This is a genomic window from Pseudomonas sp. NFPP25, assembly GCF_900116505.1.
Classification (GTDB): Bacteria; Pseudomonadota; Gammaproteobacteria; order Pseudomonadales; family Pseudomonadaceae; genus Aquipseudomonas; species Aquipseudomonas protegens.
In genome coordinates this window covers 175,457-193,547 of the sequence record NZ_FPBG01000002.1, presented here as the reverse complement: position 1 = coordinate 193,547, position 18,091 = coordinate 175,457, and the positions used below count along the sequence as shown (strand labels likewise).

Below are 18,091 nucleotides of genomic sequence, written 5' to 3'. Positions count from 1 at the left end.
GGGGGATGGCCTTCAAAAACAAAAGGAAAGAGAGAGTGACTTACACGGCCGCAACCGGACGCATGTAAGAGATCGGTGCAGTGCTGGCATCTTCGAAGGTCACGACTTCCCAGGCATCTTTCTGCTCAATCAACTTGCGCAGTAGCTGGTTGTTCAGTGCATGGCCCGACTTGAAGCCTTTGAACTCACCTATCAGGCTGTTGCCCAGCAGGTAGAGGTCGCCAATTGCATCCAGGATCTTGTGCTTGACGAATTCGTCTTCGTAGCGAAGACCGTCTTCATTCAGTACGCCATCCGAATCGACCACAATTGCGTTTTCCACGCTGCCGCCGAGTGCGAGGTTGTGCTTGCGCAGGTACTCGATATCACTCATGAAACCAAAGGTACGGGCGCGGCTGACTTCTTTTACAAACGAAGTACTGGAGAAGTCCACGCTTGCACTCTGGGTGCGGTCACGGAAAACCGGGTGATCGAAATCGATCTCGAAGCTCACTTTAAAACCATCGAAAGGCACGAAAGTGGCGCGCTTGTCGCCGTCTTCCACGGTCACTTCACGAAGGATGCGGATGAACTTTTTAGCTGCGTCCTGTTCTTCGAGGCCAGCAGATTGAATCAGGAATACGAAGGGTCCGGCACTGCCATCCATGATCGGGACTTCAGACGCGGAGAGCTCGACGTAGGCGTTATCGATGCCCAGGCCAGCCATGGCCGAGAGCAAGTGCTCCACCGTGTCCACTTTGACGTCACCGTTGACCAGAGTGGTCGACATCGTGGTTTCGCCAACATTTTCCGCGCGAGCAGGAATCTGCACCACAGGGTCCAGGTCGGCACGACAAAACACAATGCCGGTGTCGACAGGCGCAGGCTTGAGGGTCAGGTATACCTTCTCCCCGGAATGCAGGCCTACACCTGTGGCACGGATAATATTCTTCAGGGTGCGTTGTTTAATCATGGCTTGGGCCGCTTCAGCGCAAATTGCGAACTGGTATCAACAAAGGCTGGCAATAATAGCAGACCATGCCTTTGCTGAACACCAATCACCCTAATACCCCTGATGCATTCCATCAATCGGCCTGACGACGCAGGAATGCCGGGATGTCCAGGTAGTCCAGATCATCTTGCGGATTCAGCTTCGCCGCGGTCGCCGCGTTCGACTGCGCCTGATTGCGCATGACGGTCGGACGGTCCAGGTCACGGTAGTTCACCGACGGCAGTTCCTGGCGAGCAGGGGCTGGCGCTTGCGACTGGGCGGACATGGAAGTCTGGACGGTGTTGTCGATGACCTTCACAGGCTTCTCGATTTTTGCGCCCAGGCCGGTGGCCACTACGGTTACATGCAGCTCGTCACGCATGTCCGGATCGATAACGGTACCGACCTTGACCATGGCGTGTTCGGAAGCGAAGGCCTCGATGATGCTACCCACGTCGGAGTACTCGCCCAGGGACAAGTCAGGACCGGCGGTGATGTTCACCAGGATGCCGCGTGCGCCTTCCAGGTTCACGTCTTCCAGCAGCGGGTTGCGGATCGCCGCTTCAGTAGCTTCACGTGCACGGTTCGGACCGCTGGCGCAGCCAGTGCCCATCATCGCCATGCCCATTTCGCTCATCACGGTACGTACGTCGGCGAAGTCGACGTTGATCATGCCCGGACGCTTGATGATGTCGGAAATACCGCGAACGGCACCGGCCAACACGTCGTCCGCCTTGGCGAAAGCCGACAGCAGGCTGGCGTCCTTGCCGAGGATGGTCAGCAGTTTCTCGTTGGGGATGGTGATCAACGAGTCGACGCTTTCGCTCAGCGCGCGGATGCCCTCATCGGCGATCTGCATGCGCTTGCGGCCTTCGAACGGGAACGGACGGGTCACCACCGCAACGGTGAGGATGCCCATTTCCTTGGCCACTTCAGCAATGATCGGCGCCGCACCGGTACCGGTACCGCCGCCCATGCCGGTGGTGATGAACACCATGTTGGTGCCCGCCAGTACTTCAGCGATACGCTCGCGGTCTTCCAGGGCGGCTTGACGGCCGACTTCCGGATTGGCACCCGCGCCCAGGCCCTTGGTCACGCCGGTACCCAGTTGCAGGATGGTCCGCGCGCCGATGTTTTTCAGCGCTTGAGCATCAGTGTTGGCGCAGATGAACTCGACGCCTTCGATGTTGCTCTTGACCATGTGATTGACCGCGTTGCCGCCGCCACCGCCAACACCGATAACCTTGATTACCGGACTTTGCGGGATGTTGTCTACGAGTTCGAACATTTTCCCTCTCCTTTCATTTCTCTAGTTTTTCGCCTACTGCCTACTGCTTTGAAACGGTGTTGCGGTAAATCTTTAGAAGTTGCCCTGCACCCAGCTCTTGATGCGATCGAGCAGTGCCGCCTTGGGCTCGTCGCTGCTGTAGCTGTCGCGGCTGCCGATGCCGGAGAACGAGATGCCGTCGGACTGTTTCTGCAGCCCGTACAGCAGCAAGCCGACACCGGTGGAATAGATCGGGTTGCGCACCACGTCGGACAGGCCCTTGACACTGTGGGGCACGCCCAGGCGAACCGGCATGTGGAAAATTTCCTCGGCCAGTTCCACCGCGCCTTCCATCTTCGAAGTGCCGCCAGTGAGCACGATGCCCGCCGGGATCAGGTCTTCGTAGCCACTGCGGCGCAGTTCGGCCTGGATCAGGGTGAACAGTTCGTCGTAACGCGGTTCGACCACCTCGGCCAGGGCCTGGCGCGAGAGTTCGCGCGGTGGGCGGTCGCCAACGCTTGGCACCTTGATGGTTTCGCCGGCACCGGCCAGCTTGGCCAGGGCGCAGGCGTAACGGATCTTGATTTCCTCGGCGTACTGGGTCGGGGTACGCAGGGCCATGGCGATGTCGTTGGTCACCTGGTCGCCGGCAATCGGAATCACCGCGGTGTGGCGGATCGCGCCTTCGGTGAAGATCGCCATGTCGGTGGTGCCGCCGCCGATGTCCACCAGGCACACGCCCAGCTCTTTCTCGTCGTCGGTGAGCACCGAGTAGGCCGAAGCCAGCTGCTCGAGGATGATGTCGTCGATTTCCAGGCCGCAGCGGCGCACGCATTTTTCGATATTCTGCGCGGCATTCACTGCACAGGTGACCACGTGCACCTTGGCTTCCAGGCGTACGCCGGACATGCCCAGGGGTTCACGCACGCCTTCCTGGTTGTCGATCACGTAATCCTGCGGCAGGGTGTGCAGAACCCGCTGGTCAGCCGGGATCGCCACGGCCTGGGCAGCGTCGAGGACCCGCTCCAGGTCCGCCGAGCTGACTTCACGGTCGCGAATCGCCACGATGCCGTGGGAGTTCAGGCTGCGGATGTGATTGCCCGCCACACCGACGAACGCCGAGTGGATACGGCAGCCCGCCATCAGTTGCGCCTCTTCCACCGCACGCTGGATCGACTGCACGGTGGATTCGATATTCACCACCACGCCCTTCTTCAGGCCGCGGGAAGGATGGGTGCCGATGCCGACGATTTCCAGCGAGCCATCGGCCGCGACTTCGCCCACCAGCGCCACAACCTTGGAGGTACCGATATCCAGGCCGACGATCATTTTGCCGCTTTGCACATTTGCCATGGTCCTGCCTCTTCTTAATTCTTCGCGACGGCAGGTTGCGCCGTCGTGGGTGCCGCCGGATCGCGCCAGCCGACGGCCAGGCCGTTGGCGTAGCGCAGATCGATGCGCGCGATGTTCGTGATCTGTTCTTTCAGCGTTTTTTCATAAATGGCAATGAAGCGGCGCATCTTCTCCACCAGGTGATCGCGGCCCAGGAGCAGTTCGATACCCGGGCCGGCACTGCCGGCGCCGGTGGTCAGGAACCAGCTGCCGCGCTCGCGCAGCTCCAGACGGGCGATCGAAAAGCCCAGCGGCCGCAGCATCTGGCTCAACACCTGATACTGCTGCATCACTTGCTGCTGGGCCCGCTGCGGCCCGAACAACTGCGGCAAGTGCTCATAGTTCGCCAGTTCACGCGGGGTGAAGGCCTGGCCCTGGTTGTTCAACAGCGCCTCGTCGCCCCAGCGGGCCACCGGCAGTTGTTCTTCCAGGCGAATCACCACTTGGTCCGGCCACACCCGACGTACCTCGGCGTGGGCGATCCAGGGCATCTGCTCCAGCTCGGTGCGCATGCTCGCCAGGTCGATGGTGAAGAAGCTCGCCGCGACATAAGGCGCGATCCGCTGCTGCACCGCCTGCTGGCTTATGTAGCTCAAGTCCCCCTGCACCGCGATCTTGGTGATCGGGCGGTCGGCGTACGGCAGCAGGCGCTGGGCCCCTTCATAGGTGCCAAACCCCAGAGCCACCAGCAGCACCGGCCAGAACAGGCTTTTCAGAAAGCCGAAGTTGGCTTTCGGCAGGCGCGCCGACATCGGCTCTTTGGCCACCATTCGGCTGGCACCCCGCGGCACCGGCTTGCGGCCGGGTGCGGGTTGCTGATGACGAAGCGACGCGCCTTGCATGGACTTAACCTCTCGCCTCAAGACTGGCTGCCAGGATGGCCAATACCAGTTGCTGGAAATCCAGGCCGGCCGCGCGGGCCGCCATCGGAACCAGACTGTGATCGGTCATGCCCGGAGCGGTATTCACTTCCAGGAACCAGAACTGCCCCTGGGCGTCCTGCATCACGTCGGCACGTGCCCAACCGGCGATACCGAGCGCCTCACAGGCTTTCGCCGTGAGTTCCATGAGTTCCTGTTCCTTGGAGCTGTCGAGCCCGCACGGGATCCGGTACTGGGTATCGGAAGCCAGGTACTTGGCGTCGTAGTCGTAAAATGTGTGGGGAGTGCCCAGGGCGATGGGTGGCAGCACCTGGTCACGCAGGGTCGCGATGGTGAACTCCGGACCCTGGATCCATTGCTCGACCAACACTTGCGAATCGTAGGTACTGGCCGCCTTCCATGCGTCGATCAATTCGGACGCGGAAGTCACCTTGGCCATACCGATACTGGAGCCTTCATGAGCCGGTTTGACGATCAAAGGCAGGCCCAGTTCCGCCACCGCGGAAATACAATCGGCCTCGGAGCTCAATACGGCGTGGCGCGGCGTCGGAATGCCCAGGCTGTGCCAGACCTGCTTGGTACGCAGTTTGTCCATGGCCAGGGCCGAAGCGAGGATGCCGCTGCCGGTGTAAGGAATCCCCAGGCACTCCAGCAGCCCTTGCATGCTGCCGTCTTCACCGCCACGACCGTGGAGAATGATGAAGGCACGATCGATCTTCTCGCTCAAGAGACGTTGCAGCAGATCATCGCCGACGTCGATGCCGAAGGCGTTCACACCGCCGCTCTGCAGCGCTTCAAGCACGGCCTTGCCGGACTTGAGCGACACTTCGCGCTCGGCGCTCTTGCCACCGTAAAGAACGGCGACGCGACCGAAATCGCTCGGTTTCACGGTAGAGAACAGGTTGGCGTAGGCAGCGGTCATTTCGCCCCCTTGCCAGCGGCTACAGCACCGGCGAACAGCGGGCTGCCGAGCAGTTTTGGCGCCAGGCCACCGATGTCACCGGCACCCTGACACAGCAGGATGTCACCGGCGCGCAGCAACGGCTTGACCAGCGGTGCCAGGTCGACCCCACGCTCGATGTAGATCGGGTCCAGTTGGCCACGCTGACGGATGCTGTGGCACAACTGACGGCTGTCGGCGCCCGGGATCGGCTCTTCGCCGGCCGGGTAGACCTCCATCAGCAGCAATACGTTGGCATCGGCCAGTACCTGCACGAAGTCGTCGTACAGGTCGCGGGTACGGCTGAAACGGTGCGGCTGGTAGACCATCACCAGGCGGCGTTCCGGCCAGCCACCGCGCACGGCCTTGATCACCGCAGCGACTTCGGTCGGGTGGTGACCGTAGTCGTCCACCAGCATCACGTTGCCCCCTTCCACCGGCAGTTCGCCATAGACCTGGAAGCGTCGGCCTACACCCTGGAAGCCCGACAGGCCCTGGACAATGGCTTCATCGCTGATGCCTTCGTCGGTGGCGATACAGATGGTCGCCAGGGAGTTCAGCACGTTGTGGTTGCCCGGCATGTTCACCGACACGTCCAGCGGCTCGCGGTCGCGACGCAGTACGGTGAAGAAGGTCTGCATGCCTTGCTGGCGTACATTGATGGCGCGCACGTCGGCTTCTTCGCTGAAGCCGTAGGTCACGGTCGGACGCTTGACCTGCGGCAGGATCTCGCGCACCACCGGATCGTCCAGGCACATCACTGCCAGCCCGTAGAACGGCAGGTTGTGCAGGAAGTCGACAAAGGTTTTCTTCAGTTTGTTGAAGTCACCGTCGTAGGTCGCCATATGGTCGGCGTCGATGTTGGTGACCACAGCCACCAGCGGTTGCAGGTGCAGGAAGCTGGCATCGCTTTCGTCGGCTTCGGCAATCAGGTAACGGCTGGTGCCCAGTTGTGCATTGGTGCCCGCTGCATTCAGCCGCCCGCCGATGACGAACGTCGGGTCCAGGCCGCCAGCGGCGAATACCGAGGCCAGCAGGCTGGTGGTGGTGGTCTTGCCGTGGGTGCCGGCCACGGCCACGCCGTGACGGTAGCGCATCAGTTCGGCGAGCATTTCCGCCCGCGGCACCACTGGAATACGCCGTTCCAGAGCCGTGGCAACTTCCGGGTTGGAGGTGTTCACGGCGCTGGAAACCACCAGCACATCGGCATTGGCAGCGTTCTCGGCGCGGTGGCCGATGAAAATCTGTGCGCCAAAGGACTCCAGGCGCTCGGTAACCGGCGATGCCTTGAGGTCGGAACCGGAAACCTGGTAGCCCAGGTTCAGCAGCACTTCAGCAATCCCGCACATGCCCACGCCGCCGATACCGACGAAGTGGATGCGGCGGATGCGGCGCATTTCCGGCTGCGGCATGGCTTTCTGATTCTCAACCATGGGCCACCTCCAGGCAGATATTCACTACGTCGTGGGTGGCGCCGGGCTTGGACAGGCGGCGGGCGGCCTGGGCCATGTTGTCGAGTCGTTCTGGTTGCATCAAAACCTCTGTCAGGCGAGCGGCAAGGTCCGCAGCACCAGTCGTTCTTTGCGGCATCAGGAAGGCAGCACCTTCACGAGCCAAATATTCGGCATTGCGGGTCTGGTGGTCGTCGATCGCGTGGGGCAAAGGCACCAGCATCGAGGGCAGACCGGCGGCAGCCAGTTCGCTGACGGTCAACGCGCCTGCGCGACAGACCACCAGGTCGGCCCAGCCATAGGCTTGGGCCATGTCTTTGATAAAGGGCTGCACCTGCGCCTCGACGCCGGCGGCGCGATAGCGCTCTACAGTGACTTCATCGTGGTTTTTGCCGGCCTGGTGGAACACCTCCGGGCGCAGCTCGGGGGCGACCTGTGCCAAGGCTTCCGGCAACAGCTTGTTCAACGGCTCTGCGCCCAGGCTTCCGCCCAGGATCAGCAAACGCGCCTTGCGTCCGGCCAGGGCCTCGCGCGGTGTTTCGAGGAACAGTTCGGTGCGTACCGGGTTGCCCGTGGTGCGCCGGCTTTGCGAGGCACCGAAGGTGTCCGGGAAAGCTTCGCAGACTCGGGCAGCCAACGGCACCAGCAGCCGATTGGCGGTACCGGCCACGGCGTTCTGTTCATGAACGATGACCGGCACCCCGGACAACTTCGCGGCAACTCCACCAGGGCCGGTCACATAACCGCCAAAACCCAGGACACAGACCGGCTTCAACTGGCGAATGACCCGCCGCGCCTGGAGCACGGCCTTGATCAACACGAACGGCGCCTTGAGCAGGGACAGCTTGCCCTTGCCCCGCAAACCGCTGACGTTGATCAGGTGCAACGGCAGCCCGGCCGCAGGCACCAGATCGTTTTCGATGCCGCGCGGGGTGCCCAGCCAGTGCACGGTGTAGCCACGGGCCTGGAACTCGCGGGCGCAGGCCAGTGCCGGGAACACGTGGCCTCCGGTGCCGCCGGCCATGATCAGGACATTAGCGCCCATGGCTCGGCTCCTCGGCAAAGTCACTTTCACTGAACTCCATCTCTTCACTGCCCAGGTGGGTCCTGCTCTCCCATTCGATACGCAGCAACAACCCCAGACAGGCGCAGCAGATCACCAGCGAGCTGCCGCCATAACTAAGGAAAGGCAAGGTCAGGCCCTTGGTCGGCAACAGGCCGACGTTCACCCCGATGTTGATCAGGAATTGACCAATCCACAGGAACGACAATCCGTAGGCGACATAGGCGGCAAAGAACTGCTTGGCCTTTTCCGCCCACAGGCCGATGTACATGCCGCGGATACAGACAAAGACGAACAGCGCCACCGTGCACAGCGAACCGACGGCGCCCAGCTCTTCAGCCAGTACCGAGAACACGAAGTCTGTGTGGGCCTCCGGCAGGTAGAACTGTTTCTGCACGCTGTTGCCCAGGCCGACGCCCAGCCACTCGCCGCGACCAAAGGCGATCAACGCCTGGGACAGCTGGTAGCCGGCACCGAACTGGTCGGCCCAGGGGTCGGCGAAGTTGGTCAGACGAGCCATACGATAGGGTTGCATCTGGATCAGCAGCACCACCGCGGCAACCGCCAGCACCACCATCAGGGAAAACCGGAACAGCCCGACCCCTCCCAGGAACAGCATGGCCGCAGCGGCGCCCATCATTACGACAGTGGCGCCGAAGTCCGGCTCCATCAGCAGCAGGCCAGCCATGGGCAGCAGCACGATGAACGGCTTGAAGAAGCCCATCCAGCTCTCGCGCACTTCTTTCTGGCGCCGCACCAGGTAACCGGCGAGGTAGATCACCACGAACACCTTGGCGATCTCGGAAGGCTGGACGTTGAAAAAGCTGAAGCCGATCCAGCGCATCGAACCGTTCACTTCCCGGCCGATCCCTGGAATGATCACCATCACCAGCAGGCCGAAGGCACCGATCAGCATCAACCAGCCCAGGCGCTGCCAGGTGGCGATCGGGATCATCATGGTGACGATGCAGGCCCCCAGGCCCAGCAGGATGTAGATCAGGTGGCGAATCATGTAGTACAGGGCGCTGCCCGACTGCGCCGCCGCCACTTCAGTGGAGGCCGAGGCAATCATGACCAGGCCCAGGCCGAGCAGGGTCAGGCAACCGGCGAGCATCGGGAAATCGAGGTCGATGCCCCGACCGGTGATGATCGGCGATGGATAGGGCTTGATGATGTTTCTCAGGTTCATGCCAGTTCCTCCACAACGCGGACGAACTGGTGGCCACGGTCTTCGTAGTTCTTGAACATGTCGAAACTGGCGCAGGCCGGCGACAGCAGCACCACATCACCGGGCTGGGCAGTGGCGCGGCATTGCTCCACGGCTTCCTGCAGCGAGCCGACACGAATCAGCGGCACGGCGTCACCGATGGCTTCGCCGATCTGATCGGAGTCGCGCCCCATCAGGATCACCGCGCGGCAGTTGGCCGCCACCGGGCCGCGCAGATCCTTGAAGTCGGCGCCCTTGCCGTCACCACCGGCGATCAGCACGATCTTGCCTTCGATGTCGGCGCCAAGGCCTTCGATGGCCGCCAGGGCGGCGCCCACGTTGGTGGCCTTGGAGTCGTTGTAGTACGCCACGCCATCCAGATCGCGAACCCACTGGCAGCGATGCTCGAGGCCGGCGAAAGTGCGCAGCGCCGCGAGCATGGCGTCGAACGGCAAGCCCACTGCATGACCCAGGGCCAAGGCTGCCAGGGCGTTGGACTGGTTATGGGCGCCGCGGATCTTCAGCTCGCGCACGGGCATCAGGTTCTGGAACTCGAAGGCCAGGTACTTCTCGCCGTCCTCTTCGCGCAGGCCGAAGGCCTTGAAATCAGGCTTGCTCAGGCCGAAGGTCCAGCATGGCAGGCCTTCACCGATCAGTGGCCGGGTCAGAGCGTCCTGGCGGTTGAAGACCACCTGCCGGGCGCCACGGAAGATCCGGTGCTTGGCCAGGTGGTAGGCCGGCAGGCCGCTGTAACGGTCCATGTGGTCTTCGCTGATGTTGAGCACGGTGGCCACTTCGGCGCCCAACTGGTCGGTGGTCTCCAGCTGGAAGCTGGACAGCTCCATCACGTACAGCTCGACGTCATCGCTGAGCAGGTCCAGGGCCGGGGTCCCGAGGTTGCCGCCGACCGCCACGCGCTTGCCCGCCGCCGCTGCCATCTCGCCCACCAGGGTGGTCACGGTGCTCTTGGCGTTGGAACCACTGATTGCCACGATCGGTGCCTTTGCGTTACGCGCGAACAGCTCGATATCACCGGACAATTTCACCCCACGGGCAGCAGCAGCCTGCAGGGCCGGGGTCGCCAGGGCCAGGCCGGGGCTCACGTAGAGTTCGTCGGCACGGCACAGGAAGTCCACGTCCAGCTCGCCACAACGCACCTCCACCTGCGGGTAGTCACGCCGCAGCGTGGCCAGCTCAGGTGGATTTTCCCGCGTATCGGCCACCGCAAAGGCAACGCCCCGGCTCGCCAGGAAGCGAACCAGGGACATGCCGCTCTTGCCGAGGCCGACAACGATGCGGAAGTGGTCAGAAGCGATCAGAGACACTCGTTCTACCTCAGCTTCAGGGTGGCAAGGCCGATCAGCACCAGAATCACGGTGATGATCCAGAAACGGACGATCACGCGCGGCTCGGGCCAGCCCTTGAGTTCAAAATGGTGGTGAATCGGCGCCATGCGAAACACACGGCGGCCGGTCAACTTGAAGGAGGCAACCTGGATCACCACGGACAGGGTTTCCATCACGAACACGCCGCCCATGATGAACAGAACGATTTCCTGACGGACGATGACCGCGATAGTGCCCAGGGCCGCGCCCAGTGCCAGGGCGCCAACATCACCCATGAACACCTGCGCCGGGTAAGTGTTGAACCACAAGAAGCCCAGGCCCGCGCCAATCAGCGCACCACAGAAGACAATCAGCTCTCCCGCCCCCGGTACATAAGGAATCAGCAGGTATTCGGCGAACTTCACGTTACCCGACAGGTAGCAGAAGATGCCCAGCGCACCGCCCACCATCACCGTCGGCATGATCGCCAGGCCATCGAGGCCATCGGTCAGGTTGACCGCGTTGCTCGAACCGACGATGACGAAATAGGTCAGGACCACGAAGCCGATGCCAAGGGGAATGCTCACGTCCTTGAGCATCGGGATCAGCAGAGTGGTTTCCACCGGACTCTGGGCAGTCATATAAAGGAAGATCGCCGCGCCCAGGCCGAACACCGATTGCCAGAAATACTTCCAGCGGCTGGGCAGGCCACGGGAATTCTTCTCGATCACCTTGCGATAGTCGTCGACCCAGCCGATGGCACCAAAGGCCAGGGTCACCAGCAGCACGACCCACACATAGTGGTTGCGCAGGTCGGCCCACAGCAGGGTGCTGATACCGATGGCCGAGAGAATCAGCGCACCGCCCATGGTCGGTGTGCCCGATTTGGACAGGTGAGATTGCGGACCATCGTTACGCACGGACTGGCCGATCTGGCGGTTCTGCAGAGTGCGGATCATCCACGGACCCAGGCACAGCGCCAAAGACAGCGCGGTCAGTACCCCGAGGATCCCGCGCAGGGTCAGGTACTGAAAGACCGCGAAGCCTTTGTAGAACTGTTGCAGGTACTCCGCTAGCAGCAGCAGCATCAATGTTTCTCCGTACTGGAGCCGCACAAAGCCGCGACGATGTTTTCCATCACCGCGCTGCGCGATCCTTTGATCAAAATGGTGGTATTTGGGTCTTGCTCGACGCCCAGGGCGGCAATCAGGTCAGCCTGGCTGGCGAAGTGGCGCGCGTGCTCGCCGAAGGCGGCAACGGCATGAGCCATCATCGGGCCTACGGCGTAGAGGGCCGAAACCTTGCCAGCGGCATATGCACCTACTTCGCGGTGCCCCTGCTCCGCCCACTCGCCCAACTCGCCGATGTCTCCGAGCACCAGGACGGTGCGGCCGGAAAAGCCGGCGAGTATATCAACGGCGGCGCACATTGAGGTGGGGTTTGCGTTGTAAGTGTCATCAATGACCCGCATGCCGTTCTTGGCCAGTTGGGCGACGGTACGCCCCTTGACCGGCTGCACCGCATTCAGGCCGGTGACGATGCCGAACAGCGAGACGCCCATGGCGTGGGCCGCGGCTGCCGCAGCCAGGGCATTGGCAACGTTATGGGTGCCCAGCAGGTTCAATTGCACCGCCTCCACACCCTTGGGGCTGTGCAACTTGAAGGATGGGCAGCCACGGGCATCGCGACCGATATCGGAGGCAAAGAAATCGGCAGAACTGTCAGTCAGCGCGAAGCTCAGCACCTGACGGCCGGCAGCACGGGCCTTCCAGATAGGGAAAGCCTTGTCGTCCAGGTTGAGCACGGCGATCCCGGCGCTATCGAGGCCTTCCAGGATTTCCCCCTTGGCCTCGACAATCTTCTCCGGCCCGCCAAACTCACCGACATGAGCGGTGCCGGCGTTGTTGATGATCGCTACGTGGGGGCGAGTCATGGCCACGGTGTAGGCAATCTCGCCGATGCGCGAAGCGCCCAGCTCTATCACTGCGGCTGTGTGTTCCGGGGCCAGTTCCAGCAGGGTCAGGGGCGCCCCCAGGTCATTGTTCAGGTTGCCCCGAGTGGCGTGTACCGGACCACGGGTGCGCAGGATGCTGGCGAGCATTTCCTTGACCGTGGTCTTGCCGCTGGAGCCGGTTACCGCAGCGACCGGGCGGCTGAACGCGGCGCGATTGAGCGCACCCAACTGCCCCAGCGCCAGGCGAGTGTCCTTGACCAGCAGTTGCGGCAGCGTGCTGTCGGGAACCTCACGTTCAACCAACGCCGCCACGGCGCCCTTGGCCGCCACTTCATTCAAGTAATCGTGGCCGTCAAAGCGTGGGCCGGTCAGAGCAATAAACAGTTGGCCGGCCTGAATCGCCCGGCTATCGATACTGACGCCGCTAAAACGAGCATCGCCCGCGATCAGGCGGGCGTCCAATGGAGCCGAGACTTCACTGAGTTGCAGGGCTTTAAGCATGGCCCACCTCCCACGCGGTCAAGGCTTTGTCCGCCTCGGCGAGATCAGAAAAATCATGTCGCTGGCCGTTTATTTCCTGGTAATCCTCATGGCCTTTACCGGCCAGCACCACCACGTCATCGGCCGACGCGGAAGCGATCAGGCGAGCAATGGCCAACCCGCGACCGGCTACGAATTCCACCTTTTCTGCCGCGCTGAAGCCGGCACGAATATCGTCGAAGATTTGGGCCGGCTCTTCGCTGCGTGGGTTGTCATCAGTCACCAGCACGCCGTCGGCCAGACGCTCGACCACCTCAGCCATCAACGGACGCTTGCCGCGGTCCCGGTCGCCGCCACAACCGAACAGGCACAGCAGGCGGCCCTTGGCATGCGGACGCAGGGCCAGCAAGACTTTTTCCAGGGCATCCGGGGTGTGGGCATAATCCACCACCACCAGCGGCTGAGTACCGCCACCCAGGCGCTGCATGCGTCCGGCGGGGCCTTCAAGCTTGGGCAGGACCGCAAGAATTTCGTCCAGCGCGTATTCAAGACCCAGCAACGCACCTACCGCAGCCAGCACGTTGCTCAGGTTGAAGCGCCCGAGCAGGCAACTGCGCAGGTGGTGCTCACCCTGCGGGGTCACCAGGGTCGCGCGCACGCCATCATCGTCAAAACGCGCTTCGCGGCAGTACAGATAAGCAGCGGCGTCTTCGAGGCTGTAAGTGATCAGTCGTGACTCATGTTTGTCCGCCGCCAGTTGCCGGCCAAAATCGTCGTCGAGGTTGATCACCCGGCAACGCAGGTCGTTCCAGGCAAAGAGCTTGGCCTTGGCTGCGCCATAGGCTTCCATGGTCCCGTGGTAATCCAGATGGTCACGGGACAGGTTGGTCAGCACCGCCACATCGAAAGCCAGTGCCGCCACGCGCCCCTGATCCAGGCCATGGGACGAGACCTCCATGGCCACCGCCTTGGCTCCTGCATTCTTCAGGTCTGCCAGGGTGGCCTGCACGGCAATCGGGTTCGGCGTGGTGTGCATCCCGCTTTGCAGCGCGCCATGAAACCCGGTCCCCAGGGTACCTACCAGGCCACAACGCTGGCCGAGCAGATCCAGGGCCTGAGCCACCAGTTGGGTAACGCTGGTCTTGCCGTTGGTGCCGGTCACGCCCACCAGGTTCAACTGGCGGCTCGGGTCACCATAGAAGCGCCCGGCTATGTCCGACAGCTGCGCCGCCAGGCCCTTGACCGGAATCAGCGGTACATCGGTCAGCGGCAACACAGTTGCCCCTTCCACTTCATAAGCCACCGCGGCAGCGCCGCGCTGCAGGGCATCGGCAATGTGCGCACGCCCATCGAACTTGGCGCCGGGCACCGCAAGAAACAGGTCCCCGGCCCGCACGTTACGGCTGTCCAGGGTCAACTCACGAATCAGCAGGTCGCGACCGGCGTGGGCGAAAATCTTGTTCAGGCTAAGAGACATCAGCCGCGCCCTCCATTGGCTCGTACAGGGGTGCCGGATGCGGCGTTGGCCTGCTGCGTGGTCGGCAGGTTGTCCGGGGTGATGTTCATCAAGCGCAGGGTGCCGGACATCACTTTGCTGAACACCGGCGCCGATACCAGGCCACCGAAGTAACCGGCTTTGCTCGGTTCGTCGATCACCACCACGATCGCGTAGCGTGGATCACTCATCGGACCGAAGCCGGCGAACAGCGAGCGGTAGGAGTTCTCGGCGTAGCCCTTGGTACCCACCGAAGTCTTGCGCGCAGTACCACTCTTGCCGGCCACGTGATAGGCCGGAACCTGGGCACGGAATACTCCGCGCGGGGCCTCGATCACTTGCTGCAGCATGCCCTGCATGGTCTTGGCGACATTTTCCGGAATCACCTGGGTGGTCTGCGGAGTCTTGTCGGACTTGATCAGTGTCAGCGGCGCAATACGGCCGTTGTTGGCCAATGCGGAAAAGGCGTGCACCAGCTGGATCGCGGTCACCGACAGGCCGTAGCCATAGGACAGGGTCGCGGTTTCCGCCTTGCGCCATTCGCGGTAGTTCGGCAGGTTGCCGACCCGCTCACCAGGGAAGCCGAGCCCCGTGTCCTGGCCCAGACCGATTTTCTGTGCCAGGCGGAAAATGGTTTCGCCGCCGATATCGAAGGCCACCTTACTCATGCCGACGTTACTGGAGTTGATCAGGATGCCGGTCAGGTCGAGTACCGGACCTTCGGTCTTGGAAACGTCACGGATGGTGTATTTGCCCAACTGCAGGGTGCCCGGGTAGACCTCGACGGTATCGCTGGGCTTCCAGCGTCCGGTTTCCAGTGCGGCACTCATGGAGATCGCTTTCATGGTCGAGCCAGGCTCGAACACGTCGATCATCGCGCGGTTGCGCATCATCGCCGGCTGCAGGTTGCGCCGGTTGTTCGGGTTGTAGGTCGGCTGGTTGACCATGGCCAGGATCTCGCCGGTCTTCACATCCATGATCACCAGGCTGCCAGCCTTGGCACCGTTCTCGACGATGGCGTTGCGCAGCTCGCGGTTGGCCAGGTATTGCAGGCGCAGGTCAATCGACAACGCCAAGGGCTTGCCGGCCTTGGCGTTCTTGGTGACCTGGACGTCCTTGATCAGCCTGCCGCGCCGGTCCTTGATCACCTGGCGCTTGCCCGGAACCCCTGCGAGCCATTCGTCGTAGGCCAGTTCCACCCCTTCGCGACCGCGGTCGTCGATATCGGTGAAACCCACCATGTGCGCGGTTACTTCGCCGGCTGGATAGAAGCGTCGGAATTCCTCGATGCCATAGACACCGGGGACCTTCAGATCCAATACGGACTGGCCCTGTTCAGGCGTCAGGCCTCGGACCAGATAGATGAACTCTTTATTGGCCTGGGCTTCAAGCCGCTCGGCCAGGGCTTTCGGGTCTTGGCCAAGTGCCATGGCCAGCGCCGGCCAGCGATCCTTGGCCAGCTGCATTTCCTTGGCATTGGCCCAGAGGGTGGTCACGGGCGTACTGACGGCCAGAGGCTCGCCATTGCGATCGGTGATCAGACCGCGGTGCGCGGGAATCGGAATGTGCCGGACACTGCGTGCATCGCCCTGCCCCTTGAGGAAGTCACGGTCGACCACTTGCAGGTCGATGATGCGCCAGGCAATCGCCGACACCATGACCGCCAGCAAACCCAGCACTACACGGAAACGCCATGGATAGAGCGCGCCTTCGAGCTTCATGGCGCCACCATGCGGACTTCGGCCGCGCCGGGAATGTGCATTTTCAACTGTTCGGTGGCCAGCACTTCAATGCGGCTGTGAGCAGTCCAGGTGCTTTGCTCAAGAATAAGACGGCCCCATTCGGCCTGGGCTTTGTCACGCACGCTCAACTCGCCGTACAGCGTATTGAGCAACTGACGGTTCCAGTGGGCGCTGTAGGACACCGCAATCGCGGAAACCAGAACGCCGACGAATAGCAGGAACATGAAAAAGCTTCCGCCCGGAAGTGGCTTGGCGAAAAGCTTGCTCACCGAAGCTTCTCCGCGACGCGCATGACGGCACTACGGGCACGCGGGTTGGCCTTGAGCTCTGCCTCGGAGGCGAACTGCGCTTTGCCGTGGATCTTGATTTTCGGCACAAAGGCTTCGAAACGTACCGGCAGATTGCGCGGCAGGTTGTCCGATTCGCCCTTGACCAGACGACGCATGAACAATTTGACGATGCGGTCTTCCAGGGAGTGGAAGCTGATCACCACCAGGCGACCACCCACTTCCAGGGACTCCAGTGCAGCTTCAAGGCCAGCCTCGAGATCACCCAGTTCATTGTTGACGTGAATGCGCAGCCCCTGGAAAGCACGGGTAGCCGGGTTCTTGCCCTTCTCCCAAGCCGGGTTGGCGACTTTCAACACTTCAGCCAGATCGGCGGTACGCTCGAACGGCTGGATCTCGCGGCGCTCGACCACGGCTCGCGCCATGCGACCGGAGAAACGCTCCTCGCCGTACTCCTTGAATACCCGGGCAATTTCCTCTACCGGAGCGGTGGCGATGAACTGCGCAGCACTGATGCCGCGAGTCGGGTCCATGCGCATATCCAGCGGGCCGTCATTGAGAAAACTGAAGCCGCGCTCAGGGTCGTCCAGCTGCGGCGAAGACACCCCCAGATCCAGCAGGACACCGCTGACCTTGCCCGCCAGGCCGCGTTCGGCAACCTCCGAACCGAGCTCGGCGAAACTGCGCTGTACAACGACAAAGCGGCCGTCTTCGGCCGCTAGCGCTTGCCCGGTGGCAATCGCCTGGGGATCCTTGTCGAATCCGAGGAGGCGCCCCTGGGGCCCGAGCTTGCTGAGAATCAGCCGGCTATGCCCGCCACGCCCGAAGGTGCCATCCAGATAGCAGCCATCAGGACGTACGGCGAGAGCCTCGACGGCTTCGTCAAGCAGTACGGTGATGTGGTTAAAGCCGCTATCAATAGTCACAGGATCAAATCACGCAGTTCATCAGGCATGGCGCCCGGTTGTTGAATAGCTGCCAGGTCCGCTGCGGAAACAGCATTCCAGGCATCCTCGTCCCACAATTGGAACTTGTTCAGTTGGCCCACCAGCATTGCGCGCTTATCCAACTTGGCATATTCGCGCAGGCGCGGCGGCACCAGAAAACGACCACTGCCATCGAGTTCAAGGTCGACGGCGTTACCAATCAGCAAACGCTGCAAACGACGGTTCTCTTCACGAAGAGAAGGCAGTGCGCGCAGTTTGGTTTCAATCAGCTCCCACTCATCGAGGGGGTAAACACACAAACAGGGATCAACGGCATCGATGGTGACGATTAACTGCCCGGAACTTCGCGAAACGAGCTCGTCACGATACCGGCTCGGCATGGCGAGACGGCCTTTTGCATCGAGACTGATAGCGTTAGCTCCGCGAAACACGTCAGCGTTTCTCCAAATTTTAGCGTTTTGCGCTCAAAAAACCCACTTCATGCCACTTTCCGCCACTTGCGCACACTATAGGAATGCGCCCACACCACCGTCAAGGCGCGCGGCGACGGAAAAGCCTTATAGAACGGAGATTTAGGAGACTTAAAGGAGAGGTAACGGGAATTCGAAGGGTGTTTCAGAGCATCAACTTCCGACAGCTCAATAAGCTGCAGCGCGAAGTTAAAGTAATTTATTAAGAGTAAGATTTTTT

General features: G+C 62.0%; 16 protein-coding genes. All 16 read right to left on the bottom strand.

Annotated features, from left to right (window positions below):
- Nucleotides 1-40 precede the first annotated feature (40 nt).
- The 16 genes from lpxC to mraZ all read right to left on the bottom strand — a co-directional run bounded on the left by lpxC (nucleotide 41) and on the right by mraZ (nucleotide 17,832).
- Complete coding sequence (gene lpxC, locus BM382_RS07850) at nucleotides 41-952, bottom strand: UDP-3-O-acyl-N-acetylglucosamine deacetylase (protein ID WP_011063304.1); 912 nt, start codon at nucleotides 950-952, stop codon at nucleotides 41-43.
- A gap of 112 nt (nucleotides 953-1,064) precedes the next feature.
- On the bottom strand, nucleotides 1,065-2,258 hold the full coding sequence (gene ftsZ / locus BM382_RS07845) for a cell division protein FtsZ (protein ID WP_011063305.1): 1,194 nt from the start codon (nucleotides 2,256-2,258) through the stop codon (nucleotides 1,065-1,067).
- Between the two features lie 72 nt (nucleotides 2,259-2,330).
- On the bottom strand, nucleotides 2,331-3,590 hold the full coding sequence (gene ftsA, locus BM382_RS07840; protein WP_011063306.1) for a cell division protein FtsA: 1,260 nt from the start codon (nucleotides 3,588-3,590) through the stop codon (nucleotides 2,331-2,333).
- A 14-nt stretch (nucleotides 3,591-3,604) separates the two neighbouring features.
- Nucleotides 3,605-4,471, bottom strand: coding sequence for a cell division protein FtsQ/DivIB (locus BM382_RS07835; protein ID WP_015636926.1), 867 nt, complete (start codon nucleotides 4,469-4,471; stop codon nucleotides 3,605-3,607).
- Between the two features lie 4 nt (nucleotides 4,472-4,475).
- A complete protein-coding gene (locus tag BM382_RS07830; protein ID WP_011063308.1) occupies nucleotides 4,476-5,432 on the bottom strand; it encodes a D-alanine--D-alanine ligase in 957 nt (318 codons plus the stop codon).
- On the bottom strand, nucleotides 5,429-6,883 hold the full coding sequence (gene murC / locus BM382_RS07825; protein WP_011063309.1) for a UDP-N-acetylmuramate--L-alanine ligase: 1,455 nt from the start codon (nucleotides 6,881-6,883) through the stop codon (nucleotides 5,429-5,431). Before murC ends, BM382_RS07830 begins: the two co-directional genes overlap by 4 nt.
- Complete coding sequence (murG, locus tag BM382_RS07820; RefSeq protein WP_072442542.1) at nucleotides 6,876-7,946, bottom strand: undecaprenyldiphospho-muramoylpentapeptide beta-N-acetylglucosaminyltransferase; 1,071 nt, start codon at nucleotides 7,944-7,946, stop codon at nucleotides 6,876-6,878. The genes murC and murG overlap by 8 nt, the downstream gene beginning before the upstream one ends.
- Nucleotides 7,936-9,147 carry a putative lipid II flippase FtsW gene (gene ftsW, locus BM382_RS07815; protein WP_169892250.1) on the bottom strand — a complete coding sequence of 404 codons (1,212 nt, stop codon included), beginning with the start codon at nucleotides 9,145-9,147 and terminating at the stop codon, nucleotides 7,936-7,938. The genes murG and ftsW overlap by 11 nt, the downstream gene beginning before the upstream one ends.
- 2 nt (nucleotides 9,148-9,149) lie before the next feature.
- The gene (gene murD, locus BM382_RS07810) at nucleotides 9,150-10,496 is read right to left on the bottom strand and encodes a UDP-N-acetylmuramoyl-L-alanine--D-glutamate ligase (RefSeq protein WP_019093698.1); all 1,347 of its coding nucleotides are present in this window, start codon (nucleotides 10,494-10,496) and stop codon (nucleotides 9,150-9,152) included.
- Between the two features lie 5 nt (nucleotides 10,497-10,501).
- Nucleotides 10,502-11,584: a phospho-N-acetylmuramoyl-pentapeptide-transferase gene (mraY, locus tag BM382_RS07805; RefSeq protein ID WP_011063313.1), complete on the bottom strand. Its 1,083-nt coding sequence runs from the start codon at nucleotides 11,582-11,584 to the stop codon at nucleotides 10,502-10,504.
- Complete coding sequence (gene murF, locus BM382_RS07800) at nucleotides 11,584-12,951, bottom strand: UDP-N-acetylmuramoyl-tripeptide--D-alanyl-D-alanine ligase (protein ID WP_015636930.1); 1,368 nt, start codon at nucleotides 12,949-12,951, stop codon at nucleotides 11,584-11,586. Before murF ends, mraY begins: the two co-directional genes overlap by 1 nt.
- Nucleotides 12,944-14,407 carry a UDP-N-acetylmuramoyl-L-alanyl-D-glutamate--2,6-diaminopimelate ligase gene (locus tag BM382_RS07795; RefSeq protein WP_072442541.1) on the bottom strand — a complete coding sequence of 488 codons (1,464 nt, stop codon included), beginning with the start codon at nucleotides 14,405-14,407 and terminating at the stop codon, nucleotides 12,944-12,946. The genes murF and BM382_RS07795 overlap by 8 nt, the downstream gene beginning before the upstream one ends.
- A complete protein-coding gene (locus BM382_RS07790; RefSeq protein ID WP_011063316.1) occupies nucleotides 14,407-16,146 on the bottom strand; it encodes a peptidoglycan D,D-transpeptidase FtsI family protein in 1,740 nt (579 codons plus the stop codon). The genes BM382_RS07795 and BM382_RS07790 overlap by 1 nt, the downstream gene beginning before the upstream one ends.
- Nucleotides 16,143-16,436 (bottom strand): cell division protein FtsL, encoded by a 294-nt coding sequence (ftsL, locus tag BM382_RS07785; protein WP_011063317.1) that lies wholly within the window; start codon nucleotides 16,434-16,436, stop codon nucleotides 16,143-16,145. Before ftsL ends, BM382_RS07790 begins: the two co-directional genes overlap by 4 nt.
- Nucleotides 16,433-17,374, bottom strand: coding sequence for a 16S rRNA (cytosine(1402)-N(4))-methyltransferase RsmH (gene rsmH / locus BM382_RS07780; protein ID WP_085983368.1), 942 nt, complete (start codon nucleotides 17,372-17,374; stop codon nucleotides 16,433-16,435). The genes ftsL and rsmH overlap by 4 nt, the downstream gene beginning before the upstream one ends.
- Nucleotides 17,375-17,376: 2 nt before the next feature.
- Nucleotides 17,377-17,832, bottom strand: a complete 456-nt coding sequence (mraZ, locus tag BM382_RS07775; protein ID WP_011063319.1) for a division/cell wall cluster transcriptional repressor MraZ — start codon at nucleotides 17,830-17,832, stop codon at nucleotides 17,377-17,379.
- Nucleotides 17,833-18,091 lie beyond the last annotated feature (259 nt).